The sequence below is a fragment of the Stieleria tagensis genome (genome assembly GCF_024129865.1).
GTDB classification, from domain to species: domain Bacteria; phylum Planctomycetota; class Planctomycetia; order Pirellulales; family Pirellulaceae; genus Stieleria; species Stieleria tagensis.
In genome coordinates this window covers 52,057-76,901 of record NZ_JAMYFE010000007.1, presented here as the reverse complement: position 1 = coordinate 76,901, position 24,845 = coordinate 52,057, and the positions used below count along the sequence as shown (strand labels likewise).

General features: G+C 57.7%; 18 protein-coding genes. 11 read left to right on the top strand and 7 right to left on the bottom strand.

Annotated elements, in window-relative coordinates:
* Both NHH03_RS00475 and NHH03_RS00470 read left to right on the top strand, forming a co-directional pair.
* Positions 1–406: hypothetical protein (locus NHH03_RS00475; protein WP_253153655.1), on the top strand; the 406-nt coding region annotated here is incomplete at its 5' end.
* Positions 407–1,303: 897 nt separating this feature from the next.
* On the top strand, positions 1,304–1,975 hold the full coding sequence (locus NHH03_RS00470; RefSeq protein ID WP_253153654.1) for a DUF6928 family protein: 672 nt from the start codon (positions 1,304–1,306) through the stop codon (positions 1,973–1,975).
* A 241-nt stretch (positions 1,976–2,216) separates the two neighbouring features.
* On the opposite strand, the gene NHH03_RS00465 is transcribed toward NHH03_RS00470, so the two are convergent.
* Together NHH03_RS00465 and NHH03_RS00460 are read right to left on the bottom strand one after the other, a co-directional pair.
* Positions 2,217–3,539, bottom strand: a complete 1,323-nt coding sequence (locus tag NHH03_RS00465) for an MFS transporter (protein ID WP_253153653.1) — start codon at positions 3,537–3,539, stop codon at positions 2,217–2,219.
* 157 nt (positions 3,540–3,696) lie between these two features.
* Complete coding sequence (locus NHH03_RS00460) at positions 3,697–5,331, bottom strand: FG-GAP repeat domain-containing protein (RefSeq protein WP_253153652.1); 1,635 nt, start codon at positions 5,329–5,331, stop codon at positions 3,697–3,699.
* Between the two features lie 196 nt (positions 5,332–5,527).
* Here NHH03_RS00460 and NHH03_RS00455 point away from each other — a divergent pair, with 196 nt between their 5' ends.
* On the top strand, positions 5,528–6,838 hold the full coding sequence (locus NHH03_RS00455) for a tetratricopeptide repeat protein (RefSeq protein WP_253153650.1): 1,311 nt from the start codon (positions 5,528–5,530) through the stop codon (positions 6,836–6,838).
* A gap of 70 nt (positions 6,839–6,908) precedes the next feature.
* On the opposite strand, the gene NHH03_RS00450 is transcribed toward NHH03_RS00455, so the two are convergent.
* Positions 6,909–8,132 carry a DUF1559 domain-containing protein gene (locus NHH03_RS00450; protein WP_253153649.1) on the bottom strand — a complete coding sequence of 408 codons (1,224 nt, stop codon included), beginning with the start codon at positions 8,130–8,132 and terminating at the stop codon, positions 6,909–6,911.
* Positions 8,133–8,202: 70 nt separating this feature from the next.
* Entirely contained in the window at positions 8,203–8,349 is a 147-nt protein-coding gene (locus NHH03_RS00445) for a hypothetical protein (RefSeq protein ID WP_253153648.1), read from the bottom strand.
* A 522-nt stretch (positions 8,350–8,871) separates the two neighbouring features.
* On the opposite strand from NHH03_RS00445, the gene NHH03_RS28070 reads away from it, so the two are divergent.
* Together NHH03_RS28070 and NHH03_RS00435 are read left to right on the top strand one after the other, a co-directional pair.
* A complete protein-coding gene (locus tag NHH03_RS28070; RefSeq protein WP_253153646.1) occupies positions 8,872–11,730 on the top strand; it encodes an FG-GAP-like repeat-containing protein in 2,859 nt (952 codons plus the stop codon).
* Positions 11,731–11,787: 57 nt separating this feature from the next.
* Complete coding sequence (locus tag NHH03_RS00435) at positions 11,788–13,203, top strand: multiheme c-type cytochrome (RefSeq protein WP_253153645.1); 1,416 nt, start codon at positions 11,788–11,790, stop codon at positions 13,201–13,203.
* Here NHH03_RS00435 and NHH03_RS00430 read toward each other — a convergent pair.
* The 3 genes from NHH03_RS00430 to thrC form a co-directional block, all read right to left on the bottom strand.
* On the bottom strand, positions 13,188–13,553 hold the full coding sequence (locus NHH03_RS00430) for a hypothetical protein (RefSeq protein WP_253153643.1): 366 nt from the start codon (positions 13,551–13,553) through the stop codon (positions 13,188–13,190). The genes NHH03_RS00435 and NHH03_RS00430 overlap by 16 nt on opposite strands.
* Positions 13,553–14,356 (bottom strand): 4-hydroxy-tetrahydrodipicolinate reductase, encoded by an 804-nt coding sequence (gene dapB, locus NHH03_RS00425; protein WP_261363993.1) that lies wholly within the window; start codon positions 14,354–14,356, stop codon positions 13,553–13,555. Before dapB ends, NHH03_RS00430 begins: the two co-directional genes overlap by 1 nt.
* An 81-nt stretch (positions 14,357–14,437) precedes the next feature.
* On the bottom strand, positions 14,438–15,865 hold the full coding sequence (gene thrC, locus NHH03_RS00420; RefSeq protein ID WP_253153641.1) for a threonine synthase: 1,428 nt from the start codon (positions 15,863–15,865) through the stop codon (positions 14,438–14,440).
* A gap of 168 nt (positions 15,866–16,033) precedes the next feature.
* Between thrC and NHH03_RS00415 the strand changes: the two genes are divergently transcribed.
* The 6 genes from NHH03_RS00415 (at position 16,034) to ccsA (ending at position 24,775) form a co-directional block, all read left to right on the top strand.
* Complete coding sequence (locus NHH03_RS00415; protein WP_253153639.1) at positions 16,034–16,690, top strand: signal peptidase II; 657 nt, start codon at positions 16,034–16,036, stop codon at positions 16,688–16,690.
* Positions 16,687–17,541, top strand: coding sequence for a histidinol-phosphatase (gene hisN / locus NHH03_RS00410; RefSeq protein ID WP_253153637.1), 855 nt, complete (start codon positions 16,687–16,689; stop codon positions 17,539–17,541). Before NHH03_RS00415 ends, hisN begins: the two co-directional genes overlap by 4 nt.
* A 63-nt stretch (positions 17,542–17,604) precedes the next feature.
* Positions 17,605–18,078, top strand: coding sequence for a hypothetical protein (locus tag NHH03_RS00405; protein ID WP_253153636.1), 474 nt, complete (start codon positions 17,605–17,607; stop codon positions 18,076–18,078).
* 87 nt (positions 18,079–18,165) lie between these two features.
* Positions 18,166–19,752 (top strand): helix-turn-helix domain-containing protein, encoded by a 1,587-nt coding sequence (locus NHH03_RS00400; protein ID WP_253153635.1) that lies wholly within the window; start codon positions 18,166–18,168, stop codon positions 19,750–19,752.
* A 211-nt stretch (positions 19,753–19,963) separates the two neighbouring features.
* Complete coding sequence (locus NHH03_RS00395; protein ID WP_253153633.1) at positions 19,964–21,133, top strand: hypothetical protein; 1,170 nt, start codon at positions 19,964–19,966, stop codon at positions 21,131–21,133.
* 48 nt (positions 21,134–21,181) lie between these two features.
* Entirely contained in the window at positions 21,182–24,775 is a 3,594-nt protein-coding gene (ccsA, locus tag NHH03_RS00390) for a cytochrome c biogenesis protein CcsA (protein ID WP_253153631.1), read from the top strand.
* Positions 24,776–24,845: the final 70 nt, after the last annotated feature.

Below are 24,845 nucleotides of genomic sequence, written 5' to 3'. Positions count from 1 at the left end.
GGATAGATCGCATTTCGTTATCCGACTGAACTCCCATCGTTTCACATCGAGGCTACACGTACCCGAATACATGAGTGAGCACATACCCGAGCGAACGTACGCGGAGATCGAAGCTGAACAATTCCGTAAGGAACTGCCCGGGACGATTGGTTGCGTCGCGGCCTATACTTTCGTCTCTTTGATCGCCTGCGGCTTATATATCCCTGCTCCGTATGACATGATCGCTGCTGCCGGACTCGTGCTACTGTACATTGGAGCAATCGTCATCTTCGGCCAAGGCTCCATCCTGGAAATGGGTGTCATGGCCGTCATACTGTTGATACTTAGCTGCCAGATTGGGTCTATCGCTTCGAAAGACAAAGCGGATACGGAGACGAAGCCAATACCGATTCAAAATGGCGGGTAAACCAATAAGAATTTGACATCGCGTGAATGAACAGCGGTGTTGGCATTGGTTCTTTATCGATCCTGAAGAGGGGCTGGCGATTTGAGCGGACGAGCCGATGCTCAAATTCTCTGTTCAAGAAGGCCGGAGTCGGCGACGCCCCATTGGGATTTGAACCCGATGCTGTAGTGCGGAGGACGAGTTTTTGTGCAGGCTCGGTGGATTATCCATTGGCCACTGCCGGTTTGAACGTGAAAGTGATTTCGGGCTGTTTGCCCCTGCTGGTGTGGAGGATTTATCCGACCGAATCGAAAGCAGAACGCGTCATGCTTGGTCGGATAAATCCTCCACACCAACCAAGCATCCGAAACGAGGGGTGGTCTTCAATCGCTTTGTTTGGGCAACTTTGATTCTCCGTGCCTTGGTGCCTCCGTGAGATCGATTGGTCCGCGGTCTCTCACAGAGGCACGAAGGCACGGAGACGAGATGGCGATCGGTCGACGGTGCGGTTGCCTGTGCGTTGCGTTGCTTCGAAACTCTGGCATCAGCGGATCAGTTGGCGGGATTTTGTAACCACGAAGGACGCGAAGGATCCAATTCGATGCCCTTTGGCACCGTGTGGTCGAATGTGCTGTTCGAGGTTCATCCTGCGTTGGGTGCCGGGTTGCTTGAATCGGCATCCAACTGGGCTGCGTCTACCGCATCGATTGATGGAATCAAGCGACTCGTCCTCGAATCGTCTCGCCTTCGTGCTCTTCGCGCCCTTCGTGGTTTAGCTTTTCCCTGGATCGACTGGTGACGTGTAGAATGTGGAATCATGCCATCCACACGAAGGCCGCGAGTCAGGTCGATCGGTTTGGTCTGAGTCGCCCGTGCGGCCATCGGTGATGGCCCTTCGTTACACGCCTCAATCAACTCATGGGCTGGAAGACATCCATCATTATCGCAAGCCAGGATGAGCAACCCAACCTGGCCTACGACATTCGTCACGATGCCGACGCGGCTGCCCGAATTGCTGCAGCTCTACCCGGTGACTTTGCATTTGCAGGCGAATCAACGTTTGAGGAAGGCGCGTACCCGCGTAATGGCAATCTCTATGTTGGGGCATATGGCAATTCTTTGCTCATCGGACACATGGACCTCGCCGGCTCCTGCTTCAACGGCGATGTGCCGCCTGTAGTGAGCGCGGTGGATGCGGTGTTGCCTCGTTCGTCTATTCTCGCCCTCGAACTTCACAGCGTAGTTAATCTTTATGGCTATGCACTATTCGAAAAAAACAGGCTTGTTCGTGGTCGCGCCGGCAGTGCGGATGATGGTGTCTTTCTTGATGTTGGTGAACCGCTCTCAGAGGAACAGCCGCTATTGGACAAATCCGTAGTCAACGCCGATGGAGAACAAGTCTGGGTCGATGAATTCGACGGAGTGACCGAAGAAATGGATCATTCATGCATGGGCGAGGAATTCGTTTTCGAGGTATCGCGGCGGTTCTTTGGCGAACGCTTCGATTGCTTTGATCATGACAAGCTACTGATGTCAGAGTTCAAATCGACGTCAAAGACGTTTTGGCAACGCTTGTTTGGCCGCAAATAGACGGCGTGTAACAATGGGCCTCCACACAAAGGCAGCGAGTCAGGTTGATTGGATTGGTCTGAGTCGCCCGCGCGGCCATCGGTCAAGGCCGATCGTTCCGCTGAAAGGTGTGTGGCGCATTCATCGATTGGTAGTTTTTGCGTTGGAACTCCGTGTCTTTGTGCCTTTGTGAGATCGTGGTATCGAAGTCTCTCACAGAGGCACAACGGCACGGACGACGAAATAAAACCCCCAGCCCCTTTTAGGTTTCGGTTGGGGAATCGGGGCTCGTCGCGGCGCGGCTGCCGACCAGAATTCCGGTGCCACGTAGTTTCCACAGGAAGAAGGCGGCGCCGGCTAACATCAGGCCGCTACAGACGTAGAAGATATTTTGTGGCTCGAGGCCAAAGCTGGGGCGGATCACGGCGTACATCACGCCGGCGACGGTCATGAAGGCGAACGAGACCGCGTTGGCGGTGCCGAGGAACTGGCCGCGTTCGTCATCGGGTGACAATTGTTGCAACAAGGCTTGCAGCGGGATGATGTAGAACCCGGCAAAGAACCCCGCGCAAAGGATGAAGAACGAGACGTTGCTGAGCGCCACCCGCAGCAGCGGTCTGGTATCCGGCATCCAGGGTGGCACTGCGGCCAACAAGAAGAAAAACACGACCAGGCCGGCTGCCCCGATGGTCGTCAGTTGCGGTTTGATGCTGTCACCCGAGATAAATCCGGCCACGGCGCAGCCGAGTCCGATCGCTACGCCCAGCACGCCCATCAGCACGCTCGCTTCGGTGTGATTGATGTCTAGCACCAGCGTGTATTCCGGCACGATGAACAAGGCCAAACCCGCCAGCAAGTAAAAGTAGCCCCAGGCCAACATCACCATCAGCAACCGTGACTTGGACATTTCCCGGATGGTTTCGATGTAGGTCGTGAACGGATTCAATTTGTATTTCAGGTTGCGGTCACCGACCGGCAGTGGCGAGATCATGAACGACGCGGCCAATCCGATGATGGCCGTGACCACCAGGATCACACCGGGCAACCATGGCAGTGCCGCCGCGGTGTCGCTGGGGGCGTACAGTTCACTGGTCTTGCCGGCGATGATGGTCCCCAAAATGACGGCGACATTGGTCAGCATGTTGATCGCACCGTTGGCGCGACTGAGGTGTTTGGTGCGGACCAATTCGGGAATCATCCCGTATTTAGCGGGTCCAAAGAACGAGCTTTGGCAGGTCAGCAACGTCAGTGCGATCATCGTGATCCACAGATTTTGATAATAGAATCCGATCCCGGCCAAGGCTGCGATCGGGATTTCGACGGCTTTGACCCACAGGGTGACGGTGCGTTTGGAATGTCGGTCGGCGACTTGGCCGGCGAAACCCGACAGGATCATAAAGGGCACGGTGAAACAGATGCCGACGATGCCTTGCCCGCCGCTGCCCAGATCACCGCTCCAGGCGCCGTCGATGACCATGAAGGTCAACACAACTTTCAGGATATTGTCATTCATTGCCCCAAAAAATTGGGCGACCATCAAGCCGACAAAGCCGGTGTTGAATAGTCTGGATGAAGATGATTTCACGGATGTCATCCAGCGGAGTCAAGCGAGTGTGTGGGGGGAGATGCGGCCGATTCTAGCAGCGACGTGTTGTCATCATCAGATCGATTTCAGCGACACTTGCAATCAAGAGCCCGCTGGCACCATGATCAGTGCGCAGGGCCGGTTCGGTTGACTGGCGCTACCGCTGATTCCACCAAATCACCACATCCGCTTCGGTCTTGCCGGGTTCTCTCAGCAGGTTCCCGGTGGCGAAGTCGACTTTCCCATCGCCATTGAAGTCACCGGTTTCCAGCGTGGCATGGTAGTGCGCGCTGTTTTCGCCGCGTGTGACTTCGAAAAGGCCGTCGGATCGTTGCTCCAGGATCAGAATCGATGGCAGCTCGGATGACTGTAGCCGTTCGCTGGTGGGGCCGGCCAGCAGTGCGGCGGCGACGATGTCCAGATCGCCGTCACCATCGACATCAATGGAACGCGCGCTCATCACACCGGGTAAATCACAAAGATGGTGGTGTACCCATGGAAATTTGCCCGGATTTTCCAGCCACTGGACGGAGTGGTACTGTTTGGGCCCACGGTCGAAGGAGTCACCATTGCTCATCAACACGTCACTGTCTCCGTCGCCGTCCAAATCGACCAATTCGATTCCCGAAGACCCATAGGCCGGGTCGGGTGCCTGCCACAGGACTTGTTTTTCGAATTGCAGTCCGCCCTGGTTCAGGAACACTTCGACGGTTTCGTGTTCTTGGCTGATTAGCGCGACGAAATCCAAGTCGCCGTCATGGTCGATATCGATTGGTGGGACATGGATGGTGCCGTGTCGCGGATCGATCGGGTGTGTTTTCCACTGCGGTGACGTCGATGTTTTTTCGTCGTCTTGCCAGCCCAGGTTCTCCAGCAGTTTGATTTGACCACTTTTGCGCCATCCGAATTCGGCGACCAACAGATCGGTGTCACCGTCACCGTCAAAGTCTCCCGGCCGTGCATCGGCGATGCGACTGAGGCCCGTTTGTAGTTCAATGCGATCGAATCGATGGGACGGTGGATCTTGTCGAAGCCAGACCAGTCGGCCGATATGACTGTCGTCGGCGTCAAATTCGCCGATGTCACAAGCGAGCAAATCCATTGATCCGTCTTGATCCAAATCGCAGGGCTCGACGTGTACGGGTTGAAACAGCACGCCCAGTTGCTTCGTCACCGGGTTGTCGCTGTTGGGCCAGCAGGCTTTAACAGCGCCGGTGCCGATGTCACAGTAAACCAGTGCGGGTCCACCACCGAACCCCAAGTCGATCCAGTCGATGTGAGTGGTCCCTGGCGGTCGATTGCCGGAGAGTCGTATGGCCTGGGGTTTGAACAGGTGTTTCGATTTTGCATAGCCAGCGATCGAACCAGGAATCGAAAGTTGATCCGGGGCTTGGTATTGGAAATAGTTCAAGACTTCGTCGTATGGCGGGACTTCCAAATCCGATCGCCCGGACATCCCGTACAGCATGAATCCTTGGTTGACTTCGTGTTCCCATTCATCATGCGGTGAACTCGACGGCAATGGCATCGCATGACAGTCACCGCAGAATCGTTGAACACGTGGTTGCACGCGTTTAATGTAGGCGAGACGCGATTCTGAATCAGACGCCGAGTCTGCCGCGGCGGGGTCGGTTTGCTGAGCATTCTTTGTCGCCGATGATTCTGGGAGAGGCGTCGGCGTGCGGTCCGACCCACAACCCAACACAAGGACGTTCAGCGCTACGATCACGATCCATGAGGTCCAGGAAACCAGTCGATATTTGCTGGAAGACAACGGGCGGGAATGCGACATGAGGGCCAGGAGCTTGAACAAACGGAATCAATTCGACGTGTTACCGGTGAACAACTCCAATTGTAACGGCTAGGATTGTTTCGACGATCCTTTGACTTCGCCTGCCAAAATAAGGGGCCCGTGCGGATGAATCGTCCGCCGGGTAGACCACGATTGCCCCTACTTTCTTTAATTCTTTCTGTTGGACATCCAATTGATGCTTAGCAACCGGCTGCGACATCCTGCGTCGATTCAATCGTTTTGGGTGGCGATGACCTGGATTGTGATCTGGAACCCGTTGCTGGTCGGTTGCCGTGAGGCAGCTGTTCCAGAGAAAACGGTTTTGGATCCGGCGTCCGCACTGCGGCAGATGCGACTGGCCATCAGCAAGCAAGATTGGCAAACGGCCTGGGATCAGGCCGACGTGGTACTGCAGCAGCATCCTGACGACCCAGAATTGCTGGTCAAGATCGCGACGGTGGCCCACGAAGTTGGTCAGCCAAGTCGTGCAGCCGATTTGTTGATCGACGCCTGCCGAGTGGAAGGCCACAGCGATCCGGCGCGCGTCCGGCGGTCGGTCGTTGCCTTGATCGAAGTCGGCCGGTTGTACGATGCGCTGCAGTGGCTGGAAGAAGTCGTCGCGGCTGACCCGCAGCAACACGCTAGCCGTCGCTGGTTGTTTGATCTGTATCGCAGTGCGGGTGATTTGATGGCGGCGCGGCCGCACGGTTTGATGCTGGTGCGACAACGACAGTTTGATTCCAAATTATTGGCGGCTCTGGCGAGTGACAATCAACAGAGCGATGATGCGACGGCTGTCAAAGCGATGGTGGAACGAAATCCGAGTGATCGACGACCGTTGTTGAAGGAAGCCGAGTTGATGTTGGCTGGTGGGCAGCAGGCCGAAGGCATTGAACTGCTGCGAAGTATTTTGCAGCAGTATCCGCAACACCCACCCAGCGCAGCGCGGCTGTGTTTGGCGCTTGCCGATGCTGGGGAATTTGACCAATCGATCTCGCTCGCCGATTCGATGACCGACAGTCCCGTGACGCGACAGCCCAGTTACTCGATCGCCCTCGGTCGCTGTCAGTTGCACAATGACAAATCATGCGACGCGATCACGCGTTTTGCAGACGCGGCAAGGCGGAATCCGGATTTGATCGATGCTTGGCAGGGCGTGATCGAATCATCGCAGCGGTGCTCCAGCGGTGGTGACGGCGCGCAGGTTGTTCCGGTCACAGAAATTGAAAACCGAGTCCGTCTGTTGCAGAAGTTGGAAACGGAGGTGGATTTGTTTGAGCGCACCGGCGGCATCTCTCGCGAATTAGCGATCGCTGCGGCGGAATCGCTGCGTGATTTGGGGCGCTGGTGGGAGGCCGAGGCCTGGGCATCGTTGGCGATGACAATGCCCGCCGACGATTCGGTGCCGGCCGAAACCGTTCGCAACCAGATTGTGACGCTGCTGCGCAAGGACACACCGGATCAGGTGATCTCGGTCGACCCGGCCCTGCAGTGGTTGGGGCAATAAAAAACCCTGCCCGAATTCACGGACAGGGTCGCATTTGATTTCAGTGAAACCGTCGTCAGAAGCTCAGCGGCTACTGGTTCAACGATTCCTGGATGACTTCGCTGGCCGCTCGCGTGCCAAGCGCGCCCCACAGACCGTAGGGGCTGGCTTCGCCCGGATTGGGTTGCGGTGCATTAGAGTTGCCGGCTTCGATCGAGTCAGTGATAAAGATCACCGCGCCATCGCCCATCAGGATATGGCAGCCACCTTGGTGGCGGCTTCCGGGAGGAGCGATGCCATTGTTTTCTGGCCAGCTGTTGGCGCAGAATCCTTTGTTCGGTGGCAGGATCGTGGTCACCGTTTGGAAGATCGGACGTGCATTGGCCCAGCGGAAGCCTCGCCCGGTGCCGCCGCCGATGCCACGCGGTTCGTCACCGGCGGAGTTGCCCGTGCCCACACCGTCGGGGTCCAACCAGAACTGAGGCCGCTCGGGATTCAGGAACAATTCTTCACAGTGGTTCGGGTTCGTATAAATCGTGTTACCGACCGAGACGGCTGGTGTGGTCCGTTTGTCCCCGTCTTTCAAATCGGTCAGGATTTCACCCATTGCAATGGTGTTGGACAATCCGTCCAGCACGTCGCGAAAACGACTGAATGCCCGCGGCATAAAGAAACCACGGTTGCGAGCAGCATTGACGCCGGCGGCCCAGTTGTTGGGCGTCAGGTCGCCGTTCTTGTCGCCGTTCCAGCGATCGGTGCGATCGCCGGTGGCCATGCCGTAGTTGGTTCGTCCCATCGCCGGCAATCCAACACCGGGGTCACTGGGGCAACGGAACGCCGGGACGTCGGTCCACCACGGTTTGTATTGATCTCGGTTGCCGCCCGGTGTGGGCGTCGGGCCCATCGGCGGGAACGAGAACGTCGGCGGGGAGCCACCGATCGGGAAGGGATTGCTAATCGATTCCCAAAGGCCTTGTTGTTCGATGAAGGCGGACAGTGGAACCAATGCGCTTAGCAATTCGTGGTTGCCATAGTCGTTGCTGTTCCACCAGTTCGTTGCGCCACCCGGTCCGGAGCTCAGCGGTGCGACCGGAGTCGTGCCGCCGTAGTTGACCGGCAAACGTTTGTAAGCCGAGTGATAGTTGTGCATCGCCAAGCCGATTTGCTTGAAGTTGTTGCTGCAACTCATGCGGCGTGCTGCCTCGCGGGCAGCTTGGACCGCTGGCAACAGCAGTCCGACTAAGATGCCGATGATGGCAATCACCACCAGCAGTTCGACCAGCGTAAAGCCGGTTCGTAGGGAAGACCTTCGCATTGAAAACTCCAGGGTTACGAAGATAGAAAATCAAAATAACAACAGCGCACAGCGCTGAGGATCACAAGACTTAGTTCCCCATTTCCTTGGCCATTTCGGCGTCGTACTTCGCTTGCTCTTCCGGCGTCAGTTCAGCGGATGCAGCCGAGTTGGTTTCATCCGGGACGACAACCGTTTCCGAGGATCCACAGCCGGTCAGTGCGAAAGTACAAATCATCAAACCCAAAAAAAGAAACGCAGATCGCATGTTTCAGTGCCCAAATTGAACGGGGAGCGTCGCACGGCAATGAGCCGCGTAACAGTGGAAAAAGGGGGGAAGTGAACGCGACGAAACGCAACCTGTCGGAGACCTTTCTGTTACCGAACACAATTCGCGTTCAATGATCGAGGGTAGATTGCCGTCTCGAGAGCGGCAAGGGTTTGCACAGTGACCTTAAGGCCGGTTGAGGTAAGGTGGGTCGACGGTCGATGTTGTAGACTGTTTTTCTGACAGGCGATTCCACCCGGAACCCTTCGAGCGATTTTCGTGATTGATTGTTGGAAACTAGCGTTAAGACGAACGATTTACGCCCTTTTTTGTTCGGTCGGGATCTCCGGTTGTAGCCCTTCGTCAGCTCCGCAGCCGACCCGTAGTAAGATAGATCCACCTAAACAGGTGGTGTCCGAAAGCTCGCGAAAGAAAACTCAAAAAAAATACAAAAAACCTCGTAACCCCCCCCGGAATGATGGCACCGAAAGTGTGTCAAGCTCGTACGACGCCAAGGCCGTGGAGCGGCTGATTCGGGCGGGCAGCTTGGATCAGGCTCAATCGCTTGTGCAGTCACGCTTGCTGTCTGCCGGCGATGATCCGGCAGCGTTATTCCAGTACGCCAAGCTGCAAGCGGCGCGGGGGAATTTGCAGGCTGCGGTCGAGACGCTCGACCAGCCAGCCATTCAAAACAGTGAAGCGGCGCTGCCGGCACTCGGCCAGTCGGCTGAATGGCTGGTGCAGCTGAACCAGCCGCGATTAGCCCAGCAGCGCTATCGCCAGATCCTGAAAGTGGCCCCGCAGGCCGACATCGTTCATCGCAAGCTCGCGGAGTTGTTGTTGCGTTGCGGGCGCCCCACGCCGGCGCTTCCCTCGCTGCGGCATCTTTGTCGCAGTGGGAATGTCAAACAATCGGAACTTGCCGCGTTGATTGCGCCGGCTGATGCGATCGAAGTACCGATCATCGGCGCGGCTGCTGAGGCGCGGCAGTTGGCAACGAAGGGATTTTACTTGCAGGCCGTCAATCAATTGAAACCAGTGATCGACCAGCCCGAGACCCCGGCCGATGTGACCGCATTCTATCTGCGATTGCTCGCCGAATCGCAGCAATTTGCGGAGTTGGACCGGCGACTGCCGCACGTGCAACCTGCGGTGCTGGATGATGCAAACTTTTGGTCGGCGGTTGGAATTCGAGCACTTGATGCCGGCGACGCCGAACTGGCAGCGGGCACGCTGTTGCAGTCGCTGATTCTAGATTCCACAGCCACACGCTCGATCCAACGTCTGCGGCAAGCGTTTCAAATGTCCGCCCAGCCGCAATGGGACGAACGACTCAAACAACGATTTCGGTGCAATCGCGATGCGATCCGCCACAGCAACACGATCGCCAAACTGACGAGCGATTCCAGTGCATCGCAAGCCGAGATTGCGACACAAATGGAGCAACTTGCGGGGCTGCTCAACACCATGGGGCGACGGTTGGAGGCGGTCTTGTGGCGCACGATGGCTGCCCAGGGACGCGGCGATTCGGCTGCTGCAGCGGAATTGCGAGTCGCCTTCGGTGAACTTGCAATCTCAGACGATGCCTTTCCCACGGCAGACGAACTGCGATTGGGGTTGCCCGCCGATGTGACCGGCGATCCGCGGGAGCTGATCGCCAACGTATCAAGCTTGCGACGCGAATCGCCCGCCGCCGATCAACTCCAGCAGCAATCGGACCCCTGGCCACCGATTTCCGCCGACGCAAGTTGGGTCAATGTCGCTGGTGAAGTCGGCTTGCACCACCGTTATGAGGTCGCACACGATCGACAGCGCGATGGGTTTGCGATCTATCAGACGTACGGTGGCGGCCTGGCGGTGTTGGATTTCGACCGCGACGGTTTAAGTGATCTGTATTTTGCCCAGGGTGGCATCGATCCGCCACAGTTCCATGCCGCCGGCCGGGAAGGGGATTGTGGCAACCGCTTGTATGCCCATTGGGGGCAACAGCTACATGATGTGACTCGCTCGGCCGGTGCCTGTTCGACCGGATACACATTGGGTGTCTCTGCGGGGGATTGGAACCAAGACGGCTTTGATGATTTGTTTGTCAATCGCTTCGGCGCGCTTGAGGTGATGACCAATCGAGGTGATGGAACGTTTGCAACGGAAGTGGTTTGGCGCGGATCGCCGACTTGGGTGCCGACGTCGGTCGCATTGGCGGATGTCAATCAAGACGGGTTCCAAGATTTGGTCGCGTTGGGTTATGCCGACAGTGAGATGGTTTGGCTGCAACCGCCACGCGACTCGAACGGTCGGCCGAAACAGTCGATCGGGCCAGGCAACTTTGCGGGAGCCGCCAACCAGGTCGTGTGGGGGACGCAAAGAGGTTGGCAACCGGCAGAGCCGCTGGGCGGGTCGGCTGTCGTGCCCGACCGATCGCTTGGCATGATCATTGGGCCGCTGACAGGCCGGCCAGAGGATCGCGTCAACCAGATTTTTGTCGGCAACGATCAACAGAACAATCGACTTTGGACGTGGCATCCACAGCAACCGTCGTCATGGGAGGATTCGGCGATCATTGATGGCTGTGCGTTTGGCAATTTTGGTGCGGCTACCGCAGCGATGGGGATCACCGCGTCCGACCTGAACCAAGACGGCGCGTTGGATCTGCATATCACCAACTATCAGAATGAACCCGTTTCTCTGTACGAGGCCATCGGCGATGGCCTACGCGACCAAACGGTGCGTCGCGGGTTGCTGCGGTCGACCGTTGGCGTTCTGGGGTTCGGATGCCAAGGCGTGGACTACGATTTGAATGGTGTCCCGGATCTGGTGGTCACCAATGGTCATATCGATGACGCAACCGAAACCGACGAACCCTTTGCCCAACCGATTCAGTTGTTCGCACGCCAGGATCGATACGCATTGGTTGCCGTCGATGATCCCAGTGGCTATTGGGAACAGCCACATGTCGGTCGGGCGATGGCCCGGTTGGATTTTGATCGAGACGGGCAAGACGATCTAGCGATCACACATTTGAACGAACCTGTGGCGCTGCTGATCAATCAGACGCCCACGGAGAACCATTGGCTGCGTTTGAGTTTGGTTGGCACCCATTCATCACGGTTGCCAGTGGGGGCAGTGATCGTGGTCCATGCCGACCGAGATTGGTACCATTTCGTGACCGCGGGCGACGGCTATTTGTGTCGTAACGAGCCCTGTTTGACGATCGGGTTGGGTAGTCACTCCGATCCGGTTTCGTTGACGGTGCTGTGGCCTGACCGAACGCGGCAGCGGGTGGATGGATTGTCGGTGGACACCGATTGGTTGTTGGTCCAGGATCACGACGCTTACGAGTACGTGCGGTGATCCGCCTCGCGCCGCCAGAAACAGGATGGCAGAACCAATTTTGTTGGAATTGAATTGATGTCGTTGACCAAGTGGATCGTCGGTTTGCTGTTGTGTCTATTGATCGCAGCGGGGTTTTGGACCGCTCGCGGCGACCGTGACGACGCAGCGGTGGTGGCCGCCTTGCAACGCAGGCGGGCAGGGGACGCGATCGAAAAATCCACCGCGGTGACGACCGTGCATCGATTGACCGACCAGGTGATTGCCGACGGCAAACAGATTTCCCAAGGGTGGGTCGTGCAAGTCCGCGATCGCGCCCGACCGCGCATCAAGCTGCCGGCAAGACCGACCGCCAGGGGAGGGTTTGCTGACGATGCGCCGCGATCAGCCGGTCGCGAGCGTGAACCAGGACTGGGGTTTGTTGGTGCCGACGCCTGCGCGGAATGTCACCGCGAGCGGCATGCCGGATTTCGCGAAACCGGACACTATCAAACCAGTGCCGTTTGCACCGCCGATCGGGTTTTAGGCCCGCTGCAGCCGCCCGGCAATCAACTACAAACGGACGATCCGTCGTGGTCGATCCGAATGCAATCCGAAGACGGCCAAGTGGCGCAAGTGGTTCAGTTGCTGGATTGGCGATTTCCAATTCCGATGGATGTGATTGTTGGTTCTGGAAAGTTGGCCCAGACGTTTTTGTTTTGGCAGCAGGATGCGCTGTATGAATCCCACGTTTCGTATTTCACCAAGACGCAGATGGATGGTTCGGGGCAATGGTTGGCCAGTCCCGGATTCGAAGCGGTTGACGCCAATTACGCGAGGCCGATTCGTGTCGAGTGCTTGGAGTGTCACGTGACCTACATCGCTAAAAAGGAACCGCCCAACCGGTTCCACCGCGAGAGTGCGATCTGGGGGATTTCTTGTGAACGCTGTCATGGGCCTGGGCAGCAGCATGTCGAATTCCATCAACAAACGCCGTCACAAACCAAAGCAAAATTCATTGTGCATCCGCAGGACCTGTCGCGCCAGCAACAATTGGATCTGTGTGCCCAGTGTCATTCAGGCGGATTCAAGTTTCGTCAGCAACCGTTTCGTTTTCGACCGGGTGACGACATCGATGATTTTCACAAGTTGTATCATCCCGATTCAGAAGACACCGGTGTGCACACCAGCAACCAATTGACGCGGCTGAAACAGAGTGAGTGTTTCAAGCAATCTGAAATGACCTGCACCACCTGTCACAATCCACATCAGTTGCAGCGTGGTGATTTGGTGGCGTTTTCAAAGGCCTGTTTGAAATGCCACTCGGCGTTGCAGTGCAAGCAGAAGACGTTAACGCCGGTCGAGCTGGCTGCCGATTGCATCAGTTGTCACATGCCGCGGACGGTGAACGTTGACATGCAGGACATGGTGACCAAAGGCCTGGAGGTATCGTCGATCGATCACTTCATCCGTGTCGATCGAAAAAGCGACCTCGCGCCTCATGCATCGCGATAGTGGCCGATGACATCGGGCAGCGGGTATTCGGTGATGTCTCGATCGCCGGACCAACTGGCGATCTCGTGCAATCGTCGATAACCCCGCGTGACCAGTTCGCTGTGCTGGATGACAAAGTCGGCGTCCAGATTTTCTTTTGCCATCGGTCCTTCGGCGTGTATCACCGGGAAGCGATCGTCGACGATGAACTGGGCCAACACCGGGTTGCAACGCAGGTGTCGTTCGGCGGTGGTGTGCAGGACTTCGGGGTCGAGTGTGCCGATCACGTAGCGGAGGTACAGATCGCTTTCGACGATCGAAGTCACATCGCCACCGCAAACGTCACAGCGATAGCCTTCGTCACACTTCATTACATCTCCAGCACGTCGAACATGTCGTACATGCCCGCCGGTTTGTCGATCAACCATTTCGCTGCGGCCAGCGCGCCGGCGGCGTAGCAGTCACGGTTGCTGGCGGCGACGTTCAATTCGATTCGTTCGCCCAGCATGCCGAATACGATCGTGTGCTCGCCCGGGTTGTCACCGACGCGGACGGCGTGGTAGCCGATTTCATTGCGCGTGCGTTGACCGGTGTGGCCTTCGCGGCCGTGTACATGTTTGGTGTCATCGCCCAATTTATCAGCGATCAGGTCGCCGAATTTCAACGCCGTTCCGCTGGGCGCGTCGGCTTTGTAACGATGGTGGCGTTCAATGATTTCGATATCCAATCCGCCCGGCACGTCGATCAATTTTTCGGTGATCTGTTGCGCCAGTTTCATCGACAAATTAACCGCCAGCGACATGCTGGGGGCCCACACGATTGGGATGCTCTCGGAGGCTTCGCGGAGCCGTTCAATTTGGGCATCGGTCATGCCGGTGGTGGCCAAGACCAACCCGGTGCCGTGCAGTTCACATTTTTCGATGCAGCGATCGATGGCTTCGGGCAGCGAGAAATCGATCACCACATCGGCGTCGTTGGGCCACTTGGAAGCGACCGGGATGTCCAGGGTTTCGACGCCGGCCAGATCACCGGCGTCTTGTCCCAGCAGTGGATGCTGGTCGTTTTCGATCGCGGCGATCAAACACAACGAGGGGTCGGCGGAGGTCAGCGCGACGACGCGACGACCCATGCGACCGGCTGCACCGTGAACGGCAATTTTCAATGGACTGGACATCGGATCGTGTTACCCAAAAGCGTGCGATGGCAAAGCTGCAGGCCTGAATGTAACGCGCCGCGAAGCATTGGGGCAGGGAGACTAGGCGTACAACTGAATCGCTTTGATGATGTCATCGAGCAGATTGGGGACCGCGATCGCTTTGTTGGCGTGTGACGCTTTGGTGACACCTCGGCAGCCGAGCGTCTGTTGAAAGACGTCTTGGTCGGTGGTGTGATAGGCGACCGTGGCGGTGGGGTCTTTCAGTTCGTGTCCGGTCAAAATACAGACGACTCGATCGCTTGGTGCGATCACGCCTTCGCGGCGCAGTATTCTGGCGCCGGCTACGCTGGCGGCCGAGGCCGGTTCACAGCCGAACCCGCCGGCGCCGACTTTGGCTTTGGCATCCAAGATTTCTTGATCGCTGACCTGGCGGACCACTCCGTCGCAGAACTCCAGTGCCCGCAAGCATTTTTTCAGGTTGACCGGTCGATTGATTTCGATCGCACTGGCCAGCGTGTCGGCTTTGATGCCGTTCTGGTCCATGTAATCGTTGTACTCGCGAATCGGATTCAGATCGACGTGGCCGCCGTTCCAACGCACGCCGCGGCGCTCATGCAGTTCGTACAAGGTGTCGGCGCCACTGGCGTTGATCACGGCCAACCGAGGCACGCGATCGATCAACCCGAGTTGTTTGAGTTCCATGAACGCTTTGCCGAACGCGCTGCTGTTGCCCAGGTTGCCGCCGGGGACGACGATCCAGTCCGGCACTTCCCAGCGCAGCGCCTCAAGCACGCGGAACATGATGGTTTTCTGGCCTTCCAACCGAAACGGGTTGACGCTGTTGACCAAATAGATGCCCAGTTCTTTGGCGACTTCGCGGACCCGCAGCATGGCGTCGTCAAAGTCGCCGGCGATTTGCACTGTCAGGGCGCCGTAGTCCAACGCCTGGCTGAGTTTGCCGTAGGAAATTTTGCCGCTGCCGATAAAGATGATCGCCTTCATCAACTGCGTCGCACTGCAGTAGAGCGCCAGCGAGGCCGACGTGTTTCCGGTGCTGGCACAGGCGGCACGCTCGGCACCGAGCAGGTTGGCGTGAGTGATCGCGGCGCACATCCCGTTGTCTTTGAAGCTGCCCGACGGATTCATCCCCTCGTACTGGAGGTGCAATTTACCGCTGTCCATGCCCACGAATTTGCCGACGGCATCGGCTTGCTGCAGCAGGGTTTGGCCTTCGCCGACAGTGACCACGTCTTTTTGAGCGACAAAGGGCAGTAGTTCGTGGAAACGCCAGACGCCGGAAAACCGCACCGGGTTGGTCCGCTGGCTCCACATCGCTTCGAAGTCGCTTAATTTGTTCGGGACCGCGGCCCGTTCCCAGTCGTAACTGACATCCAGCAGGTAGCCGCATTTCGGGCATGAGGTGTGCAATTGGCCGGTGTCATAGGTCGTCGCGCAATCCGGATTAATGCACTGTTGAAAGGCGAGGTCGGTGCGGATCGAGTTGTGTTGTTGTGCGGATTGGATCATGACACGTCACAGGTGGAAAGTGTTCCGGCCGAGAAGGCAGCACTTGAGAGCATAAATAGGTAGCTCGGATTTGTCGCTAGCGCTTGGCCACACTGATCTGGGCAAGCCGGGGAAACGATTCTACCGTGTAAGGCTGTTTAGACTCACCGGCAAAATTGGACGATTAGGATGATCAATCAGGCGGAAGCGACGACCACTTCGCCCGGCGTTCCCAGCCAGCGGCCCTCACTAGTGGGGCGTTTTGCTGTCTTTTGCGCACTTGCCGCGATCGGCGGAGGACTGGATCTATGGTCCAAGTCCGTCATTTTTGCTTGGCGAGGACTGCCCACCCAAAGTGACATTTGGTGGGTTTGGGAACCGTATTTTGGGATCGAAACCGCGGTCAATATTGGGGCCGTGTTCGGTCTGGGGGCTGGCCAAGGGACCTTTTTTGCCGTGATGTCGGTGATCGCAGCCATCGGGATCTTTGTCTGGCTGTTTGTTTTTCGCGCCGCCGAATCGTGGTGGCTGACCGTTGCGCTGGGGTTGGTCGGTGGCGGCATCATCGGCAATCTGTACGATCGGATGGGGATGTGGTGGCAACCGGGCTATCCGGACGAGTGGCGCAGTGGGGTCCGGGACTGGATTCTGTGGCGGATCAATGCCCGCTGGACCTGGCCGAATTTCAATATCGCCGATTCGTTGCTGGTGGTCGGCGCCGGGATGTTGCTCTATCAATCGTTTTTCCCGGGACAATTTCAATCGACATCGACGGGCGAAGTGACCGGCGCAGCGCCCGAGTCAGATCCGCATGACAGCCACCAGCCGCAACAGGAAACCCTATGAGTGAATCAGTAGCGAACCAATCGGGCCCGCAGAATCCCGATCATTGGGCGGATCTGGAATCCGGTCGGTTGACCGCCCTGGTCGCCATCGCCCGCGCCGCAGGCCAGCACACCTTGCAGTACTTTGGTGCCGGCGACCTACACGTGGACGCCAAGAGCGACGATTCACCGGTCACTGTGGCGGACCGCGAGGCCGAGCAGTTGGTTCGCCGCGAGATCGAAGCGAGCTTTCCCAACGACACGGTTCAGGGCGAGGAGTTCGCAGAGAAACCGGGCGGTTCGTCGTACCGCTGGGTGGTCGATCCGATCGACGGAACCAAATCATTTATCTGCGGCGTGCCACTGTATTCGACGCTGTTGGCGCTGGAGAAAGAGGGCCAGCCGATCGCCGGCGTGATCTTCATTCCGGCGCTGGGCGAATTGTTGGTCGCCGCGACGGGGCAGGGGTGTTGGCACGAGCAACGCACCGACAGTGGAGTCGCCCGGCCCTGGCAGCGGGCCCAGGTGTCGCGCCGCGAATCGCTTTCCGAAGCGGTTTTTCTAAGCAGCCAGTTCGATTCGTTCGGCAAGCGCGGGGCCGGCGAAGCGTTTGACACGTTGCAGCGGGAATGTCGAATCACCCGCAGCTGGGGCGATGGTTACGGATATTTATTGGTTGCGACCGGGCGGGCCGACGTGATGGTCGACCCGATCTGCAACGCCTGGGATGTCGCAGCCATCCTGCCGGTGATCCAGGAAGCCGGCGGGAAATTCACCGATTGGAAGGGGCAACCCACCGTGCGGGGTGGGGACGGCGTCGGGACCAACGGGCGACTGCACGCGGTGGTGATGCAGATTTTGGGTTGCGGCTGAGCGCTAAAAACACCTAATCAAAGCACTCGGTTGAACATTTGATTCAGTTATGTGGAGACAGCCATGGATTGGCGGATCGGATTCTTGGGGCTCGGTTTGGTTTCGGCTTTGGTCGTCGGCGGGGTCGCCGATCAGCCGCCGGGTCCAGCTGCGCTGCCGCGAGCTCCGTCTGAACTGCCACCGGCGCACTCAACGTTACCGCCGGCGCAATCTACTTTGCCGCCGGCGCAATCCACTTTGCCGCCGGGTGGGGAAGTCCCGGGCTATCCACCACTGCCGCCAAAACCCTCTGGATTGGGGGGGCAAACCGGTTCAGCGGGAGAGTTGATCGGGTTTAGCGGATTTGACGGCTCGGGAAGTCAGACAATTACGCTGGTTCATACCGGTAAAATGCAAATCGCCGTGTATCATATCGATAGGTCGGGCCAAATCCGCTTGGTCAGCAGCCGCCCGATCGACGCCGACTTTTCCTTGACGCTCAATCCAACCGACCCGCTGCCCGGACAAATCCGACTTCTTAGCGGTCAGGTGAAGTAACCTTCACCTTTGGTCCGAGCTACAAGGTACAGGATGTTGGCGACAAGCGCCCGTTCGTAATAACCCCGCTCGAATCAAATTCCGCTCATGTCTTATCTGTCACTCGAGGAAGCCGCTGCAAAACTAGGGATTTCGACGGAACGTCTGGTCGAACTCCGCAGCGAAGGACAAATCCGTGGTTTCCGCGACGGTTCCAGTTGGAAATTCCCCGACAACGAAATCGACCGCTTAGCAGACGATTTGGCCGATCAGGCCGATGATGCCGGTCGTTCGGGCCTGGTCGATGATGGCGGCGAGTCCGACGACGATTTAGAGATCGATTCGGTCTTCGACACTGACGAAGGCGCGTTGATGGAGATTGATTCGGCCGAATTGCGGCTGGACGATCCCGCGTTGATGCAGGAGAGCAATGATTCGATCGATATCGCGATCGATCCCAAAGAGGGCAGCACCGGCCCGGTCGCCAAAGCCGAGATCGAAAAAGAGGCCGACAAGATTTCGATCAGTGATGTCGATATCTCCGACGACTCGTCGGCCTCCGAAGACGAAGAATTCAGTTTCGCCGGTGAATTGGCCGAAGAGGACAGCGATGATTTGGTGCTGGGCGCCGAATCGGAAGACAGTTTGGACCTGGACATGCTGGCCGATGATTTGGGAATCGAATCGGGCGGTGGCAGCAGTTTGGAAAAGATGAAAGATGCCCCGGCACCGGAAAGCGACGTGGTGCTGGGGAAATCAGGTGCCGATGTCTTGAGCGAATTGGATTTGCTCGGTGCCGAGCAAACCAGCGGTGGCAGCGGCGGCGGCAGTGGTTTGATTTCCGGTGACAGCGAGAATCTGTTGACTTCGTCGGGGCTGGGCAGCGGTCTGGGGTCCAGCGTGATCGGCGAAATCGATGACGCTTTGGATGACGACGACGACCTGGTCATCGCCGATGACGATGCCGATTTGATGCTCGATAGCGTCAGTGACATCTCCGTGGCCGGTGACAGCGGAATCAATTTGATGAGCCCCAGCGATAGCGGCCTGTCGTTGGAAAGCGAGCCGCTGGATTTGGCCGGCAGCAGTCTCTCGGCGCTCGATTTGGGTGCCGAGTTGACCGATGGCAGTGGAATTTCCGGTGGCTCTAGCAGCAAAAGTTCTGGTGGATCGGGGACCGACTTTGCCGCTTCTGACGAAGAGTTCCAGTTGTCGCCCTCGGGCGTCGGATTGGATGCCGACCTGGAAAGCAGCTCCCAAGTCATCGAAGTCGAAGATTCTGAAATCGTGTCCGACGCGGTCGACCTGCAAGACGATTTTGGCGACGACGCCGGATTTGCCGATGCGGGATTCTCCGAAGGTGCCTTTGACGACGCTCAGCCGCTTGATGCGGATGCATTCGAGGAAGCACCGGCCGGCGCCGTGGGATTGGATGCCGATCCGATGGGCGACGGGATTTCAATGGACGAGGTCAGCGATTCACCGGCCGTCGGTGCCTCGGCCGGCAGCATCGGCTACGAAATCCCTTTCTCGCTGATGCAGTGCCTGTCACTGATGTTCATCATTTTGGTGCTCTCGCTCGGCGGGATGCTGATGACCGACCTGGTTCGCAATATGTGGGCCTACAACGAAACCTCCGCGCCGGTCAGCTCACTGACCGATTCACTGATCGGGTTGATGGGCTGGGGCTCGTAGTGGCGCGTTAACTGTTAGAAGTGGGGTAAGCGTCCAGCTTGCCGTCATTACAACAGGTGAATCGCAAGCTGGACGCTTACGCCACGATTCGGGCGTTCCAGCGGATTGGACGGGTACGAAAACTGGGGGTGAGACGTCTATACTGACAGCGTCAGGATGAAACGCTCCCCGCCGGAAACGGATTTCCCCACCTTCCCCGCCCAAAATTCGAATGAAGACCACGGACCTGTCTGTGAATCCATCTCTGCGCACAGACCCGGCCAGTTGGCTCAAGCTGGTGATCCTGTTGCTGACCTCGACGCTGGCCCTGGGCTGTCAACAGCAAGACGAGATTGTCACCTACACCATCCCGACTCAATTGCCCCCGGAATTGCGGCCGGCTGATGAGCGATTGTTGGCGGTGATGGTGCCCCGCGGCGAATCGGTGTGGTTCTTCAAGGTGATGGGCCCTGCAGATGCCATCGCATTGATTGACCAGCCGTTTCGAGATTGGGTCAGCCAAATTCAATTTGATGAATCCGGCGAACCGGTTTTGGACGCGCTGCCCGAGGGCTGGCGGCAAGGCGGTAAAAAGCCGATGCGGTTTGCAACCATTGACATCAATACCCCTAAAAAACAACTGGACCTAAGCGTTTCCACACTGTCCTCGTTTGGCGAGTGGGATGCCTATGTGCTGCAGAACGTCAATCGTTGGCGAGACCAAGTCAGTTTAAAACCGTCGGATGACAAATGGGCCGGCGGCGAACCGATTGAGATCCAATCGGCCGAGGGCGAGGCGGTTTGGGTTGATCTGACAGGAAAACCTGGTGCCAATTCGATGGCCGGCGGAGCATCCAGCGGACGAGCGCCGTTTCTGGATCGCATGCGAGCCGGTGGTGGTGGCATGCCGCCGATGGCTGCGGGAGACCCGGTTGCGGGAGGCCCGCCAGCGGCAGACGCTGCTGCCGGGACGGGCACTGAACCATTGAAGTTGGACTTTGATCTGCCCGAGGGCTGGCGGCAGGGGAAAAAGACGACGATGCGGATCGAGGCCTTTCTGGTCGGTCCGGAAGAGGCTGAGGCCGAGGTCACCGCGATCCCGGCACGCGGAGACGTGCGTTCCAACGTGGCTCGATGGATGGGGCAAGTTGCCGGTCAACAGCCAGGTGACGATGCGGTCGATGCCATGCTGGCCGGCGTGGATGAATTCGACGTTTCCGGCCGTCCAGCAAAGCGGTTCATCATCGCCGGCGATCAGGACTCTGACCAACAATCGATCGATGCGACGATTATTCCGCTTAGCAATGGTGAGAGCTTGTTCATTAAAATGACAGGTCCTCCCAAGACGGTGGCCGAGAACGCGGATTCACTGAGAACTTTCCTGGATTCGCTTTCGTTCTAACTGTATCGACAGGCCAGTGATCCAACGACTCACGAGATTGAAATCAAAATGGCAACGGCACCCAAACCCACCGACGCGACGACACAACAGCGCAATTCGTCCGATGTGATCACATCGTCGGATGTACTGGCCGCGCTCGGGTCACTGAAATTAACGGTCACGTTGTTCGCCGCCTCGTTGATTCTCGTTTTGGTCGGCACCTTGGCCCAAGACGAAATGAACATGCAGGACGTCAAGGAGCGTTACTTCACGACTTGGGTGGCTTGGATGCACCTGGACGATTTCTTTCCCCAGGCGTTCGTGCCACATGCGCAGCCGTTTCCCGGTGTGATTCCGTTTCCCGGCGGGGCGATGATTGGGCTGTTGTTGCTGGTCAACTTGATCGCGTCCAAAACGACTCGCTTCAAGGTCTCGTCATCGGGTAGTCGCTTGATGGCGGGCATCGTGTTCTTGGTCGTCGGTTTCGCGGTTGCGGGGCTGATCGTTGCCAGCGGACACAGCAGTGATGGGCTACAGGGTGCGCCACCGATTTCCTACGCAGCGCTCTGGCGGTTCGTCCAGGCGACCGGGATCGCGGGAGCAATCGGGCTGACCGCGGTCGCCATGAATGTCCAGCACCGTTCGCTGCGACGGGTGGCGTACTTTTTTGCCGCGTTGGTTGCCGGTGTGATTGTTTACACGTTGCTATCGGGCACACAGATTGGTGAACCGGGACTGCGGATCGTTTGGCAGTTGACCAAAGGCCTAGGTGCCGGATTGATCTTGTTGGTCGGATGCCTGTTGATCTTTGGACGCCAGGGCGGCAATTTGCTGCTGCACTTTGGGGTCGCCCTGTTGATGTTCGGTCAATTTGCGTTTGGTGATCGCCAGTTAGAACAACGAATCAGTTTGATCGAAGGCGCGTCGACCAATTCGCTGGTCAACCTGGACCGCGTCGAGTTGGCGTTCATCGTTTCCGACGACGACAAAGACACCGTGACCGCGATCCCCGGGGCTCAGGTGGAGGCGGCTAAATCCAGCGGCGACTTGATTCGCGACGATGCCTTGCCCGTGGACATCAAAGTCCTGCAGTACTTTGGGAATTCCGATTTGGTCAATCCCAAGCCCGGTGCCGAGAATCCGGCGACCACCGGCGTGGGTAAAGAGGTGCAAGCGATTGCGGCGCGGCGACGCGGCGGAACCGATGGCGAAGTCAACGTGGCGGCGGCCTACATCGAATTGATCGACAAAGAATCCGGCCAGCCGATCGGCACGCACCTGGTCAGCCAAATGTTGTCCGACCGCGAAACACTGGTGCCCGACGGATCGTCCGAAGATGTCTACGACACCGTCAAAATCGGTGACACCGATTACAAGATCGGTTTGAAGTATCACCGCGAAGTCAAACCGTACTGGGTTCATCTGGAAGACGTGCAGCGTCGTAACTACAGCGGTACCGAAACGCCACGTGACTACAGTTCGTATATTCGCATCATCGATCAGGAGACCGGTGAAGATCGTCGTGAACGTGTTTGGATGAACAATCCGCTGCGCTATCGCGGGGAAACCTTTTTCCAATCCAGTTACACGCCGTTGCCAAACGGCAAAGAGTTGACCGGATTACAGGTCGTTCGCAACAGCGGATGGTTGATCCCCTATGTCGCCTGCAGCATCATGGCGCTGGGCATGTTGGCTCACTTCATGGGCACACTGAAACGTTTCGTCGGTCGCCGCGAGCGGGAGTCGGTCAAAGAATTGGCGGCACTCGATGACGCCGCGCGGAAACGTCGCCTGTCGTTCACACCGGCATGGATTGCGATCGCCATCGCCGGCAGTTTCGCGCTGTTGATGTTGATTCCTTGGCCGGCCGTGATGACCTCGCTGCGCCCCGCCACGCGAGACACTGAATTCGATTTCTATACCGCGGGGAAAATCCCGGCGCAGTTCGGCGGACGGGTGATGCCGCTTGATGCGTTCGCCCGCCAAACGCTCAAGGCGATCAGCAACAAAGAATCGTTGTCGATGGACAACGCACCCGAAGCGATCAAGAAACGCGTGGACGGTAAATCGATGCCCGCGATCCAGTGGTTGATGGAAGTCGCGGTCGACCAATCGGCGCTACGTTACTTGCCAATGTTTCGTGTCGACGCCGAAGAGGTTCGCAGTCAATTGAAACTGGAGCGTCGCGAAAGCAAGTTGTATTCGCTGGACGAATTGTTGTCCCAGTGGTCGGCGGCCAGCGCGTTGATCGCCGCCGCCCGGCAAAAAGACGAAGCGGCGCTGTCGTTCAAAGAACGCAAGTTGCTGGAACTCGATCGCCGTACCCGCCAATACATGTTGACCGCCGAGGCGTTTCAGTTGCCGCGACCGCCGGAGGTACCGACCGACAATCTGCCCGAGGGCATCACGGCCGAAATGGTCCAGCAGTTTGCCGTCTCGCAATTGAAGCAGCGGATGGATTCGATTCAAACCATGCCTACGGCGCGGATCATTCCACCGACGCAAGACGAAGTGGCATCGAGTGTGAACGACCCGGATTGGAAAGCATTCGCCCCAGCATTTTTCGACGACGCATCGCAGGGGCCGTCCGCGGAAGGCGACGGCCAATGGGCATCGGATCCGTTTAGCAAAATGATCGAAGCCTATGCCGACGAGAAACTGAATTATGAAGGTTTCAATCAAGCCGTTGATGATCAATTGTCGCTTTCGGCAGGCTATGCGGTGCCCGGATTTAGTTCCCGCAAAGTCGCTTTGGAACGTTGGATGGAATCCAATTCGCCGCGGATCCGAGCGACGATCCTGTACATCATTGCGTTAGTCATGGGACTGGTGTTTTTCGCGACCGGTGGACACCGCTTGCGCAACGCTACCTGGGGTGTGTTGCTGGTAGCCGCAACGATTCACTCGGTTGCATTGCTTAGCCGAATCTATATCACCGGGCGCGCACCGGTGATCAACATTTATTCGTCGGCCGTGTTCATCGGTTGGGCGGCAGTGGTTTTCGGATTGGTCGTGGACCGTATTTTCCGCTTGGGATTTGGCAACATGTTGGCTGCGATCACCGGGACATTGTCCCTGTTGGTGGCATGGGGGCTTAGCTCCGGTGACACGATGCCTGTGCTGCAGGCGGTCTTGGACACGCAATTTTGGTTAGCCACGCACGTGATCAGTGTCTCACTGGGCTACGTCGCCACGTTGGTCGCCGGCATTTTGGGAATCGGTTATCTGGTTAACAATTGGCTGGGGGCGAGCGAAAAATCCCGTCAATCGTTGTATCGAATGATCTATGGTGCCACCTGTTTTGGAATTCTGTTCAGCACGATCGGAACGATCCTGGGTGGCTTGTGGGCCGACGACAGTTGGGGCCGCTTTTGGGGCTGGGACCCCAAAGAGAATGGGGCCCTACTGATCGTGATTTGGAACGCGTTGATGTTGCATGCTCGCTGGGACGGGATGGTCAAGGCACGCGGATTTTCGCTCCTGGCGATCGGCGGCAATATCGTCACCGCCTGGAGTTGGTTCGGGACCAACGAACTGGGGATCGGACTGCACAGCTACGGATTCACGGAAGGCGTGCTGCGAACATTGATGGTGTTCATCACGATCCAAATCGCCTTCATCCTGGCGGGGCTGTTCTACTGGCGCAAGCCCAGCAGTACGTAACGATGCACAGGGCACGTTGGTGTGGAGGATTTATCCGACCGGATTCTGGGAGCGTCTACCCGGTCGGATA

What these genes read in the sequence shown, in the direction of transcription:
- NHH03_RS00470 (WP_253153654.1), top strand. Translation starts at nt 1,304, where the DNA reads ATGGGCTGGAAGACATCCATCATTATCGCAAGCCAGGATGAGCAACCC.
- NHH03_RS00460 (WP_253153652.1), bottom strand. Translation starts at nt 5,331, where the DNA reads ATGTCGCATTCCCGCCCGTTGTCTTCCAGCAAATATCGACTGGTTTCC.
- NHH03_RS00455 (WP_253153650.1), top strand. Translation starts at nt 5,528, where the DNA reads ATGCTTAGCAACCGGCTGCGACATCCTGCGTCGATTCAATCGTTTTGG.
- NHH03_RS00450 (WP_253153649.1), bottom strand. Translation starts at nt 8,132, where the DNA reads ATGCGAAGGTCTTCCCTACGAACCGGCTTTACGCTGGTCGAACTGCTG.
- NHH03_RS00445 (WP_253153648.1), bottom strand. Translation starts at nt 8,349, where the DNA reads ATGATTTGTACTTTCGCACTGACCGGCTGTGGATCCTCGGAAACGGTT.
- NHH03_RS00435 (WP_253153645.1), top strand. Translation starts at nt 11,788, where the DNA reads ATGTCGTTGACCAAGTGGATCGTCGGTTTGCTGTTGTGTCTATTGATC.
- NHH03_RS00430 (WP_253153643.1), bottom strand. Translation starts at nt 13,553, where the DNA reads ATGAAGTGTGACGAAGGCTATCGCTGTGACGTTTGCGGTGGCGATGTG.
- dapB (WP_261363993.1), bottom strand. Translation starts at nt 14,356, where the DNA reads ATGTCCAGTCCATTGAAAATTGCCGTTCACGGTGCAGCCGGTCGCATG.
- thrC (WP_253153641.1), bottom strand. Translation starts at nt 15,865, where the DNA reads ATGATCCAATCCGCACAACAACACAACTCGATCCGCACCGACCTCGCC.
- NHH03_RS00415 (WP_253153639.1), top strand. Translation starts at nt 16,034, where the DNA reads ATGATCAATCAGGCGGAAGCGACGACCACTTCGCCCGGCGTTCCCAGC.
- hisN (WP_253153637.1), top strand. Translation starts at nt 16,687, where the DNA reads ATGAGTGAATCAGTAGCGAACCAATCGGGCCCGCAGAATCCCGATCAT.
- NHH03_RS00405 (WP_253153636.1), top strand. Translation starts at nt 17,605, where the DNA reads ATGGATTGGCGGATCGGATTCTTGGGGCTCGGTTTGGTTTCGGCTTTG.
- NHH03_RS00400 (WP_253153635.1), top strand. Translation starts at nt 18,166, where the DNA reads ATGTCTTATCTGTCACTCGAGGAAGCCGCTGCAAAACTAGGGATTTCG.
- NHH03_RS00395 (WP_253153633.1), top strand. Translation starts at nt 19,964, where the DNA reads ATGAAGACCACGGACCTGTCTGTGAATCCATCTCTGCGCACAGACCCG.
- ccsA (WP_253153631.1), top strand. Translation starts at nt 21,182, where the DNA reads ATGGCAACGGCACCCAAACCCACCGACGCGACGACACAACAGCGCAAT.